This window comes from Kitasatospora kazusensis, assembly GCF_039529945.1.
Classification (GTDB): domain Bacteria; phylum Actinomycetota; class Actinomycetes; order Streptomycetales; family Streptomycetaceae; genus Kitasatospora; species Kitasatospora kazusensis.
Genome location: NZ_BAAANT010000009.1, coordinates 172,568 through 190,022 on the forward strand (window position 1 = coordinate 172,568; position 17,455 = coordinate 190,022).

General features: G+C 70.6%; 13 protein-coding genes and 1 tRNA gene. 7 read left to right on the top strand and 7 right to left on the bottom strand.

The features are described from left to right. Window positions 1–64: 64 nt before the first annotated feature. Window positions 65–4,033, top strand: coding sequence for an ATP-dependent RNA helicase HrpA (gene hrpA / locus ABD330_RS10830; protein ID WP_425555496.1), 3,969 nt, complete (start codon window positions 65–67; stop codon window positions 4,031–4,033). A 103-nt stretch (window positions 4,034–4,136) separates the two neighbouring features. Then, window positions 4,137–4,210: transfer RNA gene (locus ABD330_RS10835), tRNA-Asp, on the top strand. A 333-nt stretch (window positions 4,211–4,543) separates the two neighbouring features. Here ABD330_RS10835 and bldC read toward each other — a convergent pair. Together bldC and ABD330_RS10845 are read right to left on the bottom strand one after the other, a co-directional pair. Further along, a complete protein-coding gene (gene bldC, locus ABD330_RS10840; protein WP_014137253.1) occupies window positions 4,544–4,750 on the bottom strand; it encodes a developmental transcriptional regulator BldC in 207 nt (68 codons plus the stop codon). 523 nt (window positions 4,751–5,273) lie between these two features. Further along, entirely contained in the window at window positions 5,274–6,158 is an 885-nt protein-coding gene (locus ABD330_RS10845; RefSeq protein ID WP_486327075.1) for a DUF8083 family protein, read from the bottom strand. A gap of 182 nt (window positions 6,159–6,340) precedes the next feature. Between ABD330_RS10845 and ABD330_RS10850 the strand changes: the two genes are divergently transcribed. Further along, window positions 6,341–7,501: a Glu/Leu/Phe/Val dehydrogenase dimerization domain-containing protein gene (locus ABD330_RS10850; protein ID WP_344463409.1), complete on the top strand. Its 1,161-nt coding sequence runs from the start codon at window positions 6,341–6,343 to the stop codon at window positions 7,499–7,501. A 502-nt stretch (window positions 7,502–8,003) separates the two neighbouring features. After that, window positions 8,004–8,255 (top strand): DUF3073 family protein, encoded by a 252-nt coding sequence (locus ABD330_RS10855; RefSeq protein ID WP_344463411.1) that lies wholly within the window; start codon window positions 8,004–8,006, stop codon window positions 8,253–8,255. A 195-nt stretch (window positions 8,256–8,450) separates the two neighbouring features. Here the strand turns inward: ABD330_RS10855 and purM are convergent, their stop codons facing one another. From purM to ABD330_RS10870, 3 genes are all read right to left on the bottom strand, one after another. Then, window positions 8,451–9,536: a phosphoribosylformylglycinamidine cyclo-ligase gene (gene purM, locus ABD330_RS10860; protein ID WP_344463413.1), complete on the bottom strand. Its 1,086-nt coding sequence runs from the start codon at window positions 9,534–9,536 to the stop codon at window positions 8,451–8,453. A gap of 126 nt (window positions 9,537–9,662) precedes the next feature. Then, window positions 9,663–11,246, bottom strand: a complete 1,584-nt coding sequence (gene purF / locus ABD330_RS10865) for an amidophosphoribosyltransferase (RefSeq protein WP_344463415.1) — start codon at window positions 11,244–11,246, stop codon at window positions 9,663–9,665. 240 nt (window positions 11,247–11,486) lie between these two features. After that, window positions 11,487–12,344 carry a diacylglycerol kinase catalytic domain-containing protein gene (locus ABD330_RS10870; protein WP_344463417.1) on the bottom strand — a complete coding sequence of 286 codons (858 nt, stop codon included), beginning with the start codon at window positions 12,342–12,344 and terminating at the stop codon, window positions 11,487–11,489. Between the two features lie 126 nt (window positions 12,345–12,470). On the opposite strand from ABD330_RS10870, the gene ABD330_RS10875 reads away from it, so the two are divergent. From ABD330_RS10875 to ABD330_RS10885, 3 genes are all read left to right on the top strand, one after another. Then, a complete protein-coding gene (locus tag ABD330_RS10875) occupies window positions 12,471–13,754 on the top strand; it encodes an adenylosuccinate synthase (protein WP_344463419.1) in 1,284 nt (427 codons plus the stop codon). A 227-nt stretch (window positions 13,755–13,981) separates the two neighbouring features. Further along, on the top strand, window positions 13,982–14,584 hold the full coding sequence (locus ABD330_RS10880; RefSeq protein WP_344463421.1) for a GNAT family N-acetyltransferase: 603 nt from the start codon (window positions 13,982–13,984) through the stop codon (window positions 14,582–14,584). Window positions 14,585–14,679: 95 nt separating this feature from the next. Beyond that, on the top strand, window positions 14,680–15,477 hold the full coding sequence (locus ABD330_RS10885) for a hypothetical protein (protein WP_344463423.1): 798 nt from the start codon (window positions 14,680–14,682) through the stop codon (window positions 15,475–15,477). A 64-nt stretch (window positions 15,478–15,541) separates the two neighbouring features. Here ABD330_RS10885 and ABD330_RS10890 read toward each other — a convergent pair whose 3' ends face one another. Then, entirely contained in the window at window positions 15,542–16,027 is a 486-nt protein-coding gene (locus ABD330_RS10890) for an LURP-one-related/scramblase family protein (protein WP_344463425.1), read from the bottom strand. Window positions 16,028–16,363: 336 nt separating this feature from the next. Then, window positions 16,364–17,323, bottom strand: coding sequence for a LamG domain-containing protein (locus ABD330_RS10895; protein WP_344463427.1), 960 nt, complete (start codon window positions 17,321–17,323; stop codon window positions 16,364–16,366). Window positions 17,324–17,455 lie beyond the last annotated feature (132 nt).

Consider the following 17,455-nt stretch of genomic DNA (forward strand, 5'->3'; position numbering starts at 1 on the left):
GTGACACTGGAGGGGCTCGAAAACCGAGGTGCGCCCGCGTGTGCCTCCTTGCGAACCTAGAGGGATGTCCGCAGTGAGTTCTCCCCAAGCCCTGCCCGCCGATGCACCCACCATCGGGGGGTTGGCCGCCCGCCTGCCCGAGCTGATGCTCCGCGACCAGCAGCGGATCGGCCGGCGGCTGGACGGCGCACGGCGGGTCCGTAAGCCCGAGGCCCAGCAGAAGATCGCCCGTGAGCTGGCCTCCGACATCGAGAAGGCCGAGCTGCGGGTCGAGCAGCGCCGGGCCGCCGTCCCGGAGATCACGTACCCGGCCGAGCTGCCCGTCAGCCAGAAGAAGGACGACATCCTGGCGGCGATCCGCGACCACCAGGTCGTGATCGTCGCGGGCGAGACGGGCTCCGGCAAGACCACCCAGATCCCGAAGATCTGTCTGGAGCTGGGCCGTGGCGTGAAGGGCCTGATCGGCCACACCCAGCCCCGCCGGATCGCCGCCCGCACGGTCGCGGACCGCGTCGCGGAGGAGCTGAAGACCCCGCTCGGCGAGGCCGTCGGCTGGAAGGTCCGGTTCACCGACCAGGTCGGCCAGGACACCCTGGTCAAGCTGATGACGGACGGCATCCTGCTGGCCGAGATCCAGACCGACCGCGAGCTGCGCCAGTACGACACCCTGATCATCGACGAGGCGCACGAGCGCAGCCTCAACATCGACTTCATCCTCGGGTACGTCAAGCAGCTGCTGCCCCGCCGCCCGGACCTCAAGGTGGTCATCACCTCGGCGACGATCGACCCGGAGCGCTTCGCCAAGCACTTCAACGACGCCCCGATCATCGAGGTCAGCGGGCGGACGTATCCCGTCGAGGTGCGCTACCGCCCGATGGTGGACGAGAGCGAGGACGGCACCGACGAGGTCGACCGCGACCGCGACCAGATCCAGGCGATCTGCGAGGCCGCCCAGGAGCTCCAGGCCGAGGGGCCGGGCGACATCCTGGTCTTCCTCTCCGGCGAACGCGAGATCCGCGACACCGCCGACGCCCTCGACAAGCTGAAGCTGAAGTTCACCGAGGTCCTCCCGCTCTACGCCCGGCTGAGCTCCGCCGAGCAGCACCGGGTCTTCCAGCGCTCGAACAGCCGCCGGATCGTCCTCGCCACCAACGTCGCGGAGACCTCGCTCACCGTCCCCGGCATCAAGTACGTGATCGACCCGGGCACCGCCCGGATCTCCCGCTACAGCCACCGCACCAAGGTGCAGCGGCTGCCGATCGAGGCGGTCAGCCAGGCCAGCGCCAACCAGCGCAAGGGCCGCTGCGGCCGTACCAGCGACGGCATCGCCATCCGGCTGTACTCGGAGGAGGACTTCCTCGCCCGCCCGGAGTTCACCGACGCGGAGATCCTGCGCACCAACCTGGCCTCGGTCATCCTGCAGATGACGGCGGCCGGGCTCGGCGACATCGCCGCCTTCCCGTTCCTCGACCCGCCGGACTCGCGCAACATCAAGGACGGCGTCAACCTGCTGCACGAACTGGGCGCGCTCGACCCGGCCGAGAAGGACCACCGCAAGCGCCTCACCCCGCTCGGCCGCCAGCTGGCCCAGCTGCCCGTCGACCCGCGCCTCGCGCGGATGGTGCTGGAGGCGGACAAGAACGGCTGCGTCCGCGACGTGATGGTGATCGCCGCCGCGCTCTCCATCCAGGACCCGCGCGAACGCCCGTCCGAGAAGCGCCAGGCGGCCGACGAGCGCCACCGCCGCTTCAACTCCGAGACCTCCGACTTCCTCGCCTACCTGGCGATGTGGCGCTACGTCCGCGAGCAGCAGCAGGAGCTCTCCTCCTCGGCCTTCCGCCGGATGTGCAAGTCGGAGTTCCTGAACTACCTGCGGATACGGGAGTGGCAGGACATCTACTCCCAGCTGCGCACCGTCGCCAAACAGCTCGGCGTGACCGTCGAGGAGCCGCATCCGGACGCCGAGCCGGACTCGGACCGGATCCACCAGTCGCTGCTCTCGGGCCTGCTCTCGCACCTGGGCCTGTACGACGTGGAGAAGCGCGAGTACGGCGGCGCGCGCGGCGCCCGGTTCGCGGTGTTCCCCGGGTCGGGGCTGTTCAAGAAGCCGCCGCGCTGGGTGATGTCGGCGGAGCTGGTGGAGACCTCGCGGCTGTGGGCCCGGGTGAACGCCAAGATCGAGCCGGAGTGGGTCGAGCCGCTCGCCGGGCACCTGATCAAGAAGACGTACAGCGAGCCGCACTGGGAGAAGAAGGCCGGCGCGGTGCTGGCGTACGAGAAGGTCACCCTGTACGGGATGCCGGTCGTCGCCCAGCGCAAGGTCAACTACGGGCGGATCGACGCCGAGCTCTGCCGCGAGCTGTTCATCCGCAACGCGCTGGTCGAGGGCGACTGGGAGACCCACCACCCGTTCTACGCGGAGAACCGCAAGCTGCTCTCCGAGGTGGAGGAGCTGGAGAACCGGGCCCGCCGCCGCGACATCATGGTCGACGACCAGACGCTGTTCGACTTCTACGACGGCCGCCTCCCCGAGGACATCGTCTCCACCCGGCACTTCGACTCCTGGTGGAAGAAGACCCGGCACGACCAGCCCGACCTGCTGAGCTTCGAGAAGTCGATGCTGATCAACGACGCGGCGGGCGGCATCACCGAGGCGGACTACCCGGACCACTGGCAGCAGGGCAAGCTCCGCTTCAAGCTGACGTACCAGTTCGAGCCGGGCAGCGACGCGGACGGCGTGACGGTCCACATCCCGCTGCCCGTGCTCAACCAGGTGACGGGCGAGGGCTTCGACTGGCAGATCCCGGGCCTGCGGGCCGAGCTGGTCACCGCCTACATCCGGGCACTGCCCAAGGCGATCCGCCGCAACTTCGTCCCGGCGCCCGACTTCGCCGCCGCCGCGCTGCGGCAGGTGAAGGACCGTCAGGAGCCACTGCTGCCGACGCTGGAGACCGTCCTGCGCCGGATGTCCGGCATCACCATCCCGCCGGAGGCCTGGGACGACGAGCGGGTGCCGGACCACCTGCGGGTGACCTTCCGGGTGGTGGACGGCAAGCGCAAGCTCGCCGAGTCCAAGGACCTGGAGGACCTCCGGCTCCAGCTGAAGCCCAAGCTGAAGGAGACGCTCTCCTCGGCCGCCTCCGGCCAGGGCATCGAGCAGCGGGGGCTGACGGCCTGGCCCGAGAGCCTCCCGGTGCTCCAGCGCACCTTCGAGCAGCGCTCGCGCGGGCACTCGCTGCGCGCGTACCCGGCGCTGGTCGACGAGACGGAGTCGGTGGCGATCCGGCTGTTCGACACCCCGCAGGCGCAGGAGCAGGCGATGTGGGCCGGCACCCGGCGGCTGCTGGTGCTCTCCACCAACTCGCCCGCCAAGTCGATCCAGGGCCGCCTGGGCAACCAGGCCAAGCTCGCCCTCTCGTACAACCCGCACGGCTCCGTCCCGGCCCTCTTCGAGGACATCGTGGCGGCGGCGACCGACCGGCTGATGGCGATCGGCGGCGGCCCGGCCTGGGACGAGGCCTCCTTCGGCAAGCTGCGCGACAAGGTCCGGGCGGACCTGTACGAACTGTCGGCGGACACCACGCTGAAGACCGCCACCGCCCTGATCGCCTTTCACCGGGCGTCGAACCGGCTGAAGACGGTCAGCAGCCCGGTGCTGCTCACCGCCGTGAACGACATCCGGCTGCACCTGGCCTCGCTGATCCACCCGGGCTTCGTCACCGGCACCGGCTGGCAGCGGCTGCCCGACCTGAAGCGCTACCTGCTCGCGGTGGACCGCCGGCTGGAGGCGCTGCCCAACCACCCCAAGCGCGACCTCCAGCACCTGCAGAAGGTGCAGGCCGTCCAGCAGGCGTACGGCGAGCTGCTGGCCTCGCTGCCCGCCGGGCGGGAACCCTCGGCGGCGGTGCGGCAGATCCGCTGGATGATCGAGGAGCTGCGAGTCAGCTTCTTCGCCCAGGGGTTGGGCACGCCGACGCCCGTCTCGGAGAAGCGGATCCTCAAGGCGATGGAGGCCGCGGCGGCCGCCGGCTGACGTGCTCCGAGGCTGGTTCGACCTGGGGCCCGAGATGCGTTACGATCTGTCTTGTTCGCGAACGAGAGTCAGCGAACAAGGCAGTGAACGCAGTGAAAACTCTGGTCCTGTGGAGCAGTTGGTTAGCTCGCCACCCTGTCAAGGTGGAGGTCGCGGGTTCAAGTCCCGTCAGGATCGCAGTAGGTGAGAGGCCCGGAGCCGAGAGGCTCCGGGCCTCTTTCGTTTGCTGAGGCCGGGTCAGCTTATACCCCACACTTGGTACGTACCACAAGATGGCGACCCCGTGGGAGTCGTCACTTATCTTTTCCTGAGACCGGACACTCCGGACGCCCCCACCGGACACCGTCATTTAATATATAAAATTGTACAGCTATTCCCCTGGAATCCCCCCACCCCCGGCAGCCCCAATGGGAGTCATTGATTCCGGCCGCCCGGCACGCCGAAGGGGCTGTATCCCTGACCCGGCGGAGTCAGGGATACAGCCCCTTCTGGAATGCTTCAGCGGTTCTCTCAAGCCTCGGTACGCTGAGCCGGAATACCGGCCAGCAGAGCGCGCACCTCCGCCTCGCGATACCGGCGGTGCCCGCCGAGAGTGCGGATGGACGTGAGCTTGCCGGCCTTTGCCCAGCGAGTGACCGTCTTGGGGTCAACGCGGAACATGGTGGCGACCTCTGCCGGTGTCAGCAAAGGCTCAGCGTCAGGGGTACGAGCGGTCATGAGCGGCCTCCTCGGGAGAACCGAACCAGGGCGGTTCTATCCTTCAAATTCTGCACCTTGGCCCGCGATGCCCGAAATGGCATAGCCGGGCCGAGTCGGTTATAGGACGAACGGCTTGTCCTGGTGTCTACAACTACACCATCCGTCCAGCCCTATCGGCCAAACCGTCAAAATTGACCCCTGACGGGTTCAAGAGCGACGGATGGCCATGGACCACCCCATAGCGGACAGTCACCGCGGGATGACAATCGGTTATGCAGGGACCAGACCCTTCGTTTCCCCACAAAGTACGCACCACCGTCAGATCCACCCAGAAGTGGACACACCAGAGTGAACTTGGGCTGGTTGTCCCATTTTTACACATAGGGGTAAGTACGCGTCAACGGTGAGTAGTGTCACGTTCGAGGGGTATTGACCCGAACCGGGACCTAGGTCCCCGCCGTCGGCCCGAAGGACCCAATCATCCTTACCCGCCCCACTGACACCCCTACTCATACCCCCGCCGACCAGCCATGACCTCGCGTCAGCTGGCGTTCCGTAGGGCCAGCACCGCACGCCAGCGGTCCGTCACCGCCCGGTAGGCCCGGGCCGCGCCCTCGGCGTCCCCCGCCCGCAGCGCGTCGATCCCCTGCTCCAGCTCCGCCACCGAGTCCTCCGCCGCCAGCCGCCCGGCGCCGAACAGGTGCACCAGGCCGCCGTAGTCCAGCTCGACCAGCGACCTCGGGTGGAACTCCTCCAGCCAGCGGCCGACCTGCTCCGCCTCCCGCACCAGCGGCCCGCGCGGCGCCCGGTCCCGGAGCACCCGGTACCCGCGCGCCACCCGGCGGCGGGCCTGCGCCATCGGCGTCAGATAGAACAGCGCGGCGGCCACCCCGCCGCCCTCGGGCCCGGCCGGGACGAAACAGCGGTCCTCCGCCCCGAACGGCAGGAACCAGCGCAGCGGCACCTCCCACCGGCTGGTCAGGATCCACGGCCGGGCGTCCGGGTGCACCGCCTGCCAGCGCTCCCCGTCCGCCACCGCCGCCGCCCGGACGGCGGGCGGCAGCACGGTGTCCAGCAGCGCCGCCGGCAGCGCCGCGGACAGCTCCTCCAGCGCCTGCCAGCTGCGCAGCCTGGTCGCCCACGGGCAGACGTACGTCACCCCGTCGACCACCCGGACGAAGGCCCGCCCGCTCTCCCGCTCCGGCAGCGCCCGCGGGGTCCTGGCCAGCAGCTCGGCGAGCGCCTCGCGCTGCTCCGCCAGCACGGCCGGCGCGACGGACTGCTCCGAAGCGGCCGCGTCCGGGCCCCGCGCGGCGGCGTACGCCTGCCAACGGACCCGCTCCGGCTCCGGATAGGCGGCCAGCGGCTCGTAGACGCGCAGGTGGGCGGCGTAGGGCGGGAGTACCGAGGTGCGCACGGCGGTCACGTACCGCATCGTCGCACGCGGTACGTGTGCGACGGGAGAGTGCGGTCGCGACCGTTCCCGACCGCTGCCGCGCTTGTCCCTTTCGTTGTCACCGAGGGGCAGATCCGGTGCCTTCCCCGGAGCTACGCTTCCCTCAGGCGCCCACACCACAGCAGTGGGCCTCAGATACTGGAGTCACCACAGTGACCGACGTACAGACCGTATCCGCGACGCACCCCGCACCCGGCGTGCTCAGCAGGATCTTCCGTACCGAGCAGGACGGCGTCCCGGGCGACGGGCACGAGCAGGTCGTGCTCTGCCACGACCGGGCCTCGGGCCTCAAGGCGATCATCGCCATCCACTCCACCGCACTGGGCCCGGCCCTCGGCGGCACCCGCTTCTTCGACTACGCGAGCGAGGAAGAGGCCCTGGAGGACGCGCTGCGCCTGTCGCGCGGCATGAGCTACAAGAACGCCCTCGCCGGGCTCGACCTGGGCGGCGGCAAGGCGGTCATCATCGGTGACCCCAACCGCGACAAGAACGAGGCGATGCTCCGCGCCTACGGCCGCTTCGTGCAGTCGCTGCGCGGCCGCTACATCACCGCCTGCGACGTGGGCACCTACGTCCAGGACATGGACGTCATCGCGCGCGAGACGGAGTTCGTGACCGGCCGCTCGCCCGAGAGCGGCGGCGCCGGGGACTCCTCCATCCTGACCGCCTTCGGCGTGTTCCAGGGCATGCGGGCCTCCGCCCAGGCGCGCTGGGGCCAGCCCACGCTGCGCGGCAAGCGGGTCGGCGTCGCGGGCGTCGGCAAGGTCGGCCACTACCTGGTGGGCCACCTGGTCGCCGACGGCGCCACCGTGGTGGTCACGGACGTCTTCGAGGCGGCCGTGAACCGCGTGCGGGCCGCCCACCCGGACGTCGAGGTGGTCGCGGACACCGCGGCCCTCCTGAACGCCCGGCTGGACGTCTACGCCCCCTGCGCCCTGGGCGGCGCGCTCGACGACGACACGGTGGCCGCGCTCGGCGCGGCCGGCACCACCGTGGTCTGCGGCGCGGCCAACAACCAGCTGGCCCACCCGGGCGTCGAGAAGGACCTCGCCGACCGCGGCATCCTGTACGCGCCCGACTACCTGGTGAACTCCGGCGGCGTCATCCAGGTCGCGGACGAGATCGAGGGCTTCAACTTCGAGCGCGCCAAGAACAAGGCCACCAAGATCTTCGACACCACCCTGGAGATCTTCACCCGCGCCGCGACCGACGGCGTCCCGCCGGCCGTCGCCGCGGACCGCCTCGCCGAGAAGCGGATGCGGGAGATCAGCGCCCTGCGCACGATCCTCCTCCCGGCCGCCCGCAGGGCCTAGCCGGCAGCCCCGGACGTACCCACCCGGGCAGCCACCACAGGGGCGCGGGGAACTGCGCGAGCGAGGCACGACGTACGTGCACTGTTGCGCGCACGGCTCCCCGCGCCCCTGGGTCGTCCGTGGTTGCTGCGTGAACGCCCGCGCGGCTCGCTCCCCCCTCCGGGAGGGAGCCCGCATCACGATGTGGAACCGGATTCTCACTCGGTAGCCCGAACGGGCGATCCCGGGCCCCCTCACGGGGGATAATCGGTCTCGGAACGACGGACCAGGGCAGGCTACGGACAGCCTGCGAAAGCCCGAAAATCCTCTCGTGACCTGGAAAGACCTGGTTTCGGGAGGCGGCAGTGCGCGCCACGTCACACCGGCGACGTACCGTTCGGCGGCGGAAACAGGTACCGTTAATGCTCCAAGGGACGGTTCTCCCACTTCGGGCAGGCCGCTCCTGATCATGAACACGTGTCAGACTCGGGGCCGTGAGCCCCATCGTTGAGGGGGTCGACCCATGGGGCGCGGCCGGGCCAAGGCCAAGCAGACGAAGGTCGCCCGCGAGCTGAAGTACAACGGCGGCGGCTTCGATGCTAACCGTCTGTCCAGCGAGCTGGGCGTATCGCCCTCCACCGCTTCGATCAAGCCAGACCCGATCGAAGAAGAGGAAGAGGACGATCCCTACGCGGAGTACGCGAGTCGCTACTCCGTCGAGGACGACGACGCGGAAGAGGAAGTGGGCAGCAGCCCCTCCCCCCGACGCGCGTGAGAGCCTGACCAGACCGGCTTGGCGCCCCCAGGGGCGCCGAGCCGGTTTTCGGCGTACCCGGGCACGGTCCGGGTGACCGGCCAACCACAAGGGGCGCGGGGAACCGCGCGAATCCGGCGGGCCGCTACCTGAGCCCTACCGCCTCGCGCGGTTCCCCGCGCCCCTGTTGCCGCCCTTGTGCCGAGAGGCTGAGCCTCAGCTCAGCTCGAAGCCGTCGTACGCGTTGTAGAGCGCCGCTCCACCGTCGTGCTCGTCCACCCGGTCCACGATGTCGCCGAGCAGCCAGGCCTCGACGTCGCGGTCCTCCAGGACGGCCAGCACCGTGTCGACCGACTCCGGCGGGACGACGGCGACCATGCCGACGCCCATGTTGAGGGTCTTCTCGATCTCCAGGGTGGCCATCCGGCCGACCCGGGCGACGGTCTGGAAGACCGGCAGCGGGCTCCAGGTGCCACGGTCCAGGCGGGCGTGCAGGCCGGCCGGGATGACCCGGGCCAGGTTGGCCGCCAGGCCGCCGCCGGTGACGTGCGAGAAGGCGTGGATCTCGGTGGCGCGGGTGAGCGCCAGGCAGTCCAGCGAGTAGATCCGGGTGGGCTCCAGGAGCTCCTCGCCGAGGGTGCGGCCGAACTCCTCGACCTGGCGGTCCAGCGACCAGCCGGCCTGGTTCAGCAGCACGTGGCGCACCAGCGAGTAGCCGTTGGAGTGCAGGCCCGAGGCGGCCATCGCGATCACCACGTCGCCCGCGCGGACCCGCTCGGCGCCCAGCAGCGCGTCGGCCTCGACCACGCCGGTACCGGCGCCCGCGACGTCGTACTCGTCCGGGCCCAGCAGGCCGGGGTGCTCGGCGGTCTCGCCGCCGACGAGGGCGCAGCCCGCGAGCGTGCAGCCCTCGGCGATGCCCTTGACGATCGCGGCGACCCGCTCCGGCACGACCTTGCCGACGCAGATGTAGTCGGTCATGAAGAGCGGCTCGGCGCCGCAGACCACCAGGTCGTCGACGACCATGCCGACCAGGTCGTGGCCGATGGTGTCGTGCTTGTCCATCGCCTGGGCGATGGCGACCTTCGTCCCGACACCGTCGGTCGCGGAGGCCAGCAGCGGACGCTCGTAGCGCTTGAAGGCGGAGGCGTCGAACAGCCCGGCGAAGCCGCCGAGCCCGCCGACCACCTCGGGGCGGTTGGTCTTCCGCACCCACTGCTTCATGAGCTCGACGGCGCGGTCGCCGGCCTCGATGTCGACACCTGCGGCGGCGTAGGTGGCACCGCTCTCGTTGCTGGTCACGTGCTGTGGCCCTCTCGGGTCAAGGGGGTGGAATGAGCGAGGGGCGCGGGGAGCTGCGCGAACGTCCGGGCACCTTGGCGGTGCCTCGGTCGCACAGTTCCCCACGCCCCCGGGAGGTGCATGGAGTCAGGGCCTGCGGAGCGCGTCCGCCGCGCCCGCCCCGCCGAGGAGCGACTGTACGCCGTCCAGGTCGGAACCGGCCTGCGGCTTGCCGCGTCCGACGGGCTGGCCCTTGCCGCCCGCGATCTCGGCCTCCAGGAGCAGCTTGCCCAGCAGCGCCGGGTCGGGCAGCTCCATCGGGTAGACCCCGTCGAAACAGGCCCGGCAGAGGTTGTCCTTGGGCTGCGCGGTGGCCTCGATCATGCCTTCGAGCGAGATGTACGCGAGCGAGTCCGCGCCGAGCGTGCGCCCGATCTCCTCGATGGTCATGCCGTTGGCGATCAGCTCCGCGCGGGTGGCGAAGTCGATGCCGAAGAAGCACGGCCACTTGACCGGCGGCGAGGAGATCCGGATGTGGACCTCGGCGGCGCCCGCCTCGCGGAGCATCTTCACCAGGGCCCGCTGGGTGTTGCCGCGGACGATCGAGTCGTCCACGACCACCAGGCGCTTGCCGGCGATGACTTCCTTGAGCGGGTTGAGCTTGAGCCGGATGCCGAGCTGGCGGATGGTCTGGCTGGGCTCGATGAAGGTGCGGCCCACGTAGGCGTTCTTCACCAGGCCGGAGCCGTACGGGATGCCGCTCGCCTCGGCGTACCCGATCGCGGCGGGGGTGCCGGACTCGGGCGTCGCTATCACCAGGTCGGCCTCGGCGGGGGCCTCCTTCGCCAGCTTGCGGCCCATCTCCACGCGGGAGAGGTGCACGTTGCGGCCGGCGATGGAGGTGTCGGGGCGGGCCAGGTAGACGTACTCGAAGACGCAGCCCTTGGGCTTCGCCTCGGCGAAGCGGGAGGTCCGCATGCCGTTCTCGTCGATGGCGATCAGCTCGCCCGGCTCCACCTCGCGGATGAAGCTGGCGCCGCAGATGTCCAGTGCGGCCGTCTCGGAGGCGACCACCCAGCCGCGCTCCAGCCGGCCGAGCACCAGCGGGCGGATGCCCTGCGGGTCACGGGCTGCATAGAGGGTGTGCTCGTCCATGAAGACGAGCGAGAAGGCGCCCTTCACCTTGGGCAGGATCTCCCGGGCGGTCTCCTCGATGGAGAGCTCGGGGTGTCCGGCCAGGAGGGCGGTCACCAGGTCGGTGTCGTTGGTCGCCGCGGTACGGCCGGAGCGCGATACGTGCTCCTCACCGGGCAGCTCGGCGACCATCGCCGCCAGTTCGGCGGTGTTCACCAGGTTTCCGTTGTGCCCGAGGGCCAGCGAACCGTGAACGGTCGCGCGGAAGGTCGGCTGGGCGTTCTCCCAGACCGAGGAACCGGTGGTCGAGTAGCGGGCATGTCCGACGGCGATATGACCGTGCAAGGACCCCAGAGAGGCTTCGTCGAAGACCTGGGAGACAAGTCCCATGTCCTTGTAGACGAGAATCTGGGAGCCGTTGCTCACTGCGATCCCCGCGGATTCCTGTCCGCGGTGCTGCAGGGCATAGAGGCCGAAGTACGTGAGCTTTGCGACCTCCTCGCCGGGAGCCCAGACACCGAAGACGCCACAAGCGTCCTGGGGGCCTTTCTCACCGGGAAGAAGATCGTGGTTGAGTCTTCCGTCTCCACGTGGCACGTCTTCGAGTCTAGGGCAGTTCCGTACGGCTTCCCGAACGCCGGGGGCGCCGGATATTGGCCGATCCAATAGCGACGCGCGTAGACAAAACCCCTTACCGCTGCCGAATTCCCGGCATGACAATTCGTTGAACCGGCGGATGCCCTTGTCGGGCGCGCCCTCCGGCCCCGCCGGGCGCCCCTGGGCGCGCCCGGCGCACGGCCCGGACGTGACGCTGCTCACCCCGCGCTCACCCTGCGTTCACCCGGAGGGCAGCATCAGCTCCCAGGCGCCCGCGTGCACCGTCCAGGTCCGGGACCGGACCGGGCCGACCGGACGGCCGTCCGCCTCGTAGCCGAACTCCCGGCCCGCCACCGTGAGACTGGCGGCGTGCTGCCGCCGGACGCCACCGGACAGCCGGAGCACCAGCTCCATCACGCCCCCGTCGGCCGGGGCGTTGACCTGGAGCAGCCGGACGGGCTGGTGGACGTCGGCCAGCAGCTGCCCGTCCGCCTCGATCCGCAGCCGGGGGTCGAGGCGGCGCCGGGGGTCGGGCGCGCCGTCGGCGGCGCGATGATCCGCCTTCCCCTGCTCGGACGAAGCCAGTTTCGCCCATAGCGAACGCCAGCCACCCGGGTGGCCGTCCCCCGCGCCGCGGATCCGCACCCCGCCGAGCACCACCGCGCCGCAGTCGTCGACCAGCAGGTCGAGCTTGCGCGAGCTGCCGTTGATCACCGCACGGGCCGCCACCACCGGCTCGGCGGGGACACCGAGCGCCCGCAGCGCACCGACCGCACCCGGCCGGCCCACCGGGACGACACCCACCGGGTCCGCACCCAGTTCGCGCTGGCGGTGCAGGGCTTGGAGCACCCGCCGCACCGCCAGATCGGCCCCGATCACCACCGGTCGCCGACGCCCGCGATGCGCCAGCACCCGGTCGAGTTCGGTCATGCTCTCGGGCAGTGCCACCTTCGCGTCGGCGCCGCCGCAGAGCACGTCCCTGGCGATCCGCACCGACTCGCCGTCGGCCCGCCGGGCGGCCGGGTCGAGGAGGACGAGCAGCGGGTCGGGCCCACCTGGAGAAACGGCGCGGTATTCGGGCGTGGACAGGGACGACACGACCGGTCCTTCCTCAGGTAATCTCTCGGTGCAAGAGCCCCTTGCGCTATTGCGCCAGGGGCTTCGTCTATCTCGGGGCAGACTGCGGCCTACGCAGGATGCCCCAACCGGAAGGGGTGTACGCCTGTGCCGGCACTCGTGCTCGTTGGCGCTCAGTGGGGGGACGAGGGCAAGGGGAAGGCGACCGACCTGCTCGGCGGCTCCGTCGACTACGTCGTCCGCTACCAGGGTGGTAACAACGCCGGTCACACGGTGATCATCGGCGACCAGAAGTACGCGCTCCACCTGCTGCCTTCCGGCATCCTCAGCCCGAACGTGGTGCCGGTCATCGGCAACGGCGTCGTCATCGACCCGGGCGTGCTGCTCTCCGAGCTCAAGGGCCTGAACGAGCGCGGCATCGACACCTCGAAGCTGCTGATCTCGGGCAACGCCCACCTGATCACCCCGTACCACCGCACCCTGGACAAGGTCACCGAGCGCTTCCTCGGCAAGCGGAAGATCGGCACCACCGGCCGCGGCATCGGCCCGGCCTACGCCGACAAGATCAACCGCATCGGCATCCGGGTGCAGGACCTCTTCGACGAATCGATCCTTCAGCAGAAGGTCGAAGCGGCGCTGCACGACAAGAACCAGATCCTGGTCAAGCTCTACAACCGCCGTGCCATGCCGGCCGACCTGGTCGTCCAGGAGTACCTGGGCTACGCGGAGAAGATCCGCCCCTTCCTCGCCGACACCACCCTCGTCCTGGACGAGGCGCTGAAGGCGAACAAGGTCGTCCTGCTGGAGGGCGGCCAGGGCACCCTGCTCGACGTCGACCACGGCACGTACCCCTTCGTGACCTCCTCCAACCCGACGGCCGGCGGCGCCTGCACCGGTGCGGGCATCGGCCCGACCAAGATCGACCGGGTCGTCGGCATCCTGAAGGCGTACACCACCCGCGTCGGCTCGGGCCCGTTCCCGACCGAGCTGCTGGACGCCGACGGCGAGGCGCTGCGCCGGATCGGCGGCGAGCGCGGTGTCACCACCGGCCGTGACCGCCGCTGCGGCTGGTTCGACGCGGTGATCGCCCGCTACGCGACCCGGGTCAACGGCCTGACCGACTTCTTCCTCACCAAGCTGGACGTGCTGACCGGCTGGGAGCAGATCCCGGTCTGCGTCGCGTACGAGATCGACGGCAAGCGCGTCGAGGAACTCCCGTACAACCAGTCGGACTTCCACCACGCGAAGCCGATCTACGAGCTGCTGCCCGGCTGGACCGAGGACATCAGCAAGGCGCAGACCTTCGCCGACCTGCCGAAGAACGCGCAGGCGTACGTGAAGGCCCTGGAGGAGATGTCGGGCGCCCCGATCTCCGCGATCGGCGTCGGCCCCGGCCGGACCGAGACGATCCAGATCAACTCCTTCATCTGAGCCCCGCAGTGCACCACCGGAAGGCCCCGCACCCCTGGTGCGGGGCCTTCCGCGTCCGCGGGCCCGCCGGTGCCGGACTGGAGGTGAACGGCGGAGGCCATGGGCACCGACTCGCTGGGCGTCGCGGTCTCGCCGTAGCCACTGCGCGGCGACCGGACGAGCGGATGAGTTTGAACTAGTGCATAAATTGATTGCATCTAGTTCAACTAGTGGCTACGGTTGCCGCCATGACCGCGAAGCTGCCCTCCCCCATCACCCTGACCGGCCGGCACGTCCGGCTGGAGCCGCTCGGCCGGGGCCACCTGCCGGACCTGTTCGCCGCCGTCGGCGGGGACGAGGAGCTCTGGCGCTGGCTGCCCCACCGCGCACCCCGGACGGAGGACGAGCTCGGCGCCGTCCTCGACGAGCGACTGGCCGAGGTGGCGGCGGGCCACTGCCTGGCCTTCGCCGTGGTCTCCCTGGAGAGCGGCCGGGCGATCGGCGTGACGTGCTACTTCGACTTCAGTGCGACCGACGAGCTGCTGGAGATCGGCGGCACCTTCTACTCCCGTGCGGTCTGGCGCAGCGCCTGCAACTCCGAGTCGAAGCTGCTGCTCCTCACCCACGCCTTCGAGGAGCTCGGCATGGGCCGGGTGATGTGGAAGACCGACCACCTGAACGAGCGCTCGCAGAACGCCATCCGCCGCCTCGGCGCCACCTACGAGGGCACCTTCCGCCGCCACCGCCGCCGCCCGGACGGCAGTTGGCGCGACACCGTGCAGTTCGCCATGCTGCGCGAGGAGTGGCCGGCGGCGAAGCAACGGCTGACGGAGCGCCTGGCGGCCGGCTGAACGGCCGCGCGTGTCGCACTGGCGTACGAGGTCGCCTTCCGGGAGGATCCCCCCGCGTGCTGACGACGGGTCAGCACCTCGCCACGGGGGAAACGATGACGGAGATCAACGACGCCGCACCACCGCACCTGCAACCCTGCCCCGGCTGCGGCCTCACGGACCGCCTGGTGGGCGTGCCGGCCGTGTACCAAGGCGGCCGGCAGCAGCGCACCACCCGGCCGGCCCGGTGGGCGGGCGAGGAACCCGAGACCACCGTCACCCGCGAGTGGTCCCCGGCGCTGTCCGCCGCGCTGGCACCGGTACCGTCCCTGCCGGTCAGCCCGCGGTGGCTGCTGGGCGCGCTGGCCCTGTTCGGGTCGGTCGTCACGTTCGTCGTCAACGCGTCCCTGAACTTCGGCGCCGCCCAGCTCGACGACATCCGGACCGACGCGAGCGCGGGCACCGATGTCGGCTTCACCGACAACCCGGTCCTCGTCGGCGGTTCGGGATCCAGCAGCGACCCGTTCTACCGGATCGACCCGGGGCCCGGCGGTCTCTCCGTCCACCTCCACGCGGCCACCGCCCCGGCCCACCACCAGGTCTTCGGCATCCTGCCGTGGATCTCGGCCCTGGCGCTGCTGACGGCGGCGGTCCTGTTCGTCTCGGCGGCCAGGCGCAGGTCGGCCTTCCGGAAGTCGACGGCCGGCTCGCCCGCCGCCGAACAGGTGTGGTCACGGGGCTGGTACTGCGAGCGCTGCGGCACCGCGCACTTCGCCGCCACCCCCGGAGCGCCGTCCCGCGCGCTCAGCCTCCGGGAGTTCCGGACGACGGTCTGGGAGGCGGGCGGCTACGGTCACCTGGCCCAGCGCATCCCGCCCGGCCGCAACCCGCTCACCGTCATCCCGCGCCCCTGACCCGAGGACACCCGGCGGGCCCGGGCCACCGACCGGCCCGGGCCCGCCGAAGTCTGCGGCAGCGTCAGTCGTCCTCGCGCACGAGGTGGTCGACGCAGACCGCCACGGCCAGCAGCAGGGCGGTGTCCGCGCCGTCCGCGATCCTCACGCCGTAGGTGTCACGGATCCGGAACCACTTCCGGGAGATCTCGGCGATCCTGTCGCCGTGCGACTCGATCTTGTAGTCCTTGTCGATCAGGTTGCCGTGGATCTCCAGCTCACCACCGTCGTGGAGTTCGACGTGGTACTTGTCGCGGAACGGCGTGAAGAGCTTCTTCCGCACGGTGGCGACCACGTCCCCGTGCCCGTTCTCGATCTTCATCGCGTCCCGGACGGAGAGCACCTTGTGCCTGATCACGGCCACCACGTGCCCGCTCTGGTCCTTCAGCTCGAAGGTCTCCCGGATCCGCAGCACCTTGGCGTCCACCAGGTACGCCTTCTCCCCGTGCTCGTCCTCGATCCAGTAGTCGTCGCCGATCCCGAAGATCCGCTCCCTGACCTGGTACTTCATCGGACATACCCCTTCCGGTTCTCGGTGTCGCCGGGCGTGACCCCGACGGGCCCGGCCATGACGGCCGCAGCGCCGGAGCAGCACGACCGCTCCCGGCACCCGCAGCCGGTACCCGCTGCCATGGCCGGCCCCCGGTCAGGAGACATCCTGCGGCATCGAGCGGCGTTCGGACGGTCGCCATGCCCTTGCCCCGGGAGGAGAGCGGGCCGGGTGAGGAACGGCCCCGGAGGGGGAACGCCAAGTCGGCTCAGGCCGGTCACGAGCGATGCGCCGATACCGGGTCGGCGGTGGGGCGGTCAGCGCGGACTCCTGGGGTGCCCGCAGGTGCCCGTCGGCTCAGAACCTGAGCCACGTGGCGTGCGCCGGGACGTCCGCCGAGCCGGTCTTCGCCACCTGGGCGACCCGGTCCGGGCTCAGCGGCTGGTCCCACACCTGGACGTCCGCGATCGAGCCCTCCCAGAAATCGGCCCAGTGGGCCTTGTACCGCGCCCGGCCGATCTCGATCGGACCGTTGGTCACCAGGATGCCCGGCACCGGGACGGTCTGGGCCGGCGCTCCGTCGACGTACAGCGTGATGGCCTTGGCCTTCGCGTCGTACACCCCGGTCAGCGTCGTCCAGCGGCCGGCGGCGGCCGGTCCGGCGGACAGGGCCATGACGCTCTTGCCGGTCTGCGCGGCGGTCTGCACCTTGAACACCCACCGGTCATGGTCGGCGCTCGACGAGTCCTCCCGGCCCAGGTAGAGGGAGAAGAACCCGTCACTGCCCTGGGAGACCGCGGCCTTGGGCTGTGCGGCCGCGCTGTTGCTGACCACGGCGGAGACGGTGAAGCTCTTCGCGGTGTCGATGACGCCCGACTTGACCTCGGCGTAGCCGTCGTGGACACCGTGCAGGGTCAACGCCGGACCGCTGTGGCCGTCGACCGCGCCGACCTCGGCGGAGACACCGAGCCGCAGGCCCTTGCCGCCTTCCGGCGCGCCGGTGGACGGCGCAGCGGACGACGGGCCCGCCTTCGTACCCGCCGGGGCGGAGGCCACGGGCAACCCGCCGGCCGACGGCTTGCCGCCCCCGGAGCCCTGAAGCGCCACGGCGATGCCCACGACACCGGCCAGCGCGAGCACTCCCGCCGCACCGATGCCGACGCGCAGCAGCCGCTTCCGGCGGACCTGGCGCTCATTGGCCTCGGCCATCGCCGCCCAGTCCGGACCGCCACCGCCCGTCCCGGGCTGGTACCCCGCCGCTCCCCAGCCCCCACTGCCGTTCTGGCCGCCGTACATGCTTCCCCCCGCACTCTCCACGGCCCGAACCCTAGGCCACCCCGGAGCCTCCCCCTCCGCTGGGGTGACCCACCCGCCTGCCCGCGCGGTGGCAGAGTGCGGCCGCGAGGGTCACCCCGGAATGAGGAGACGGGGCGATGGGGTTGGATGTCG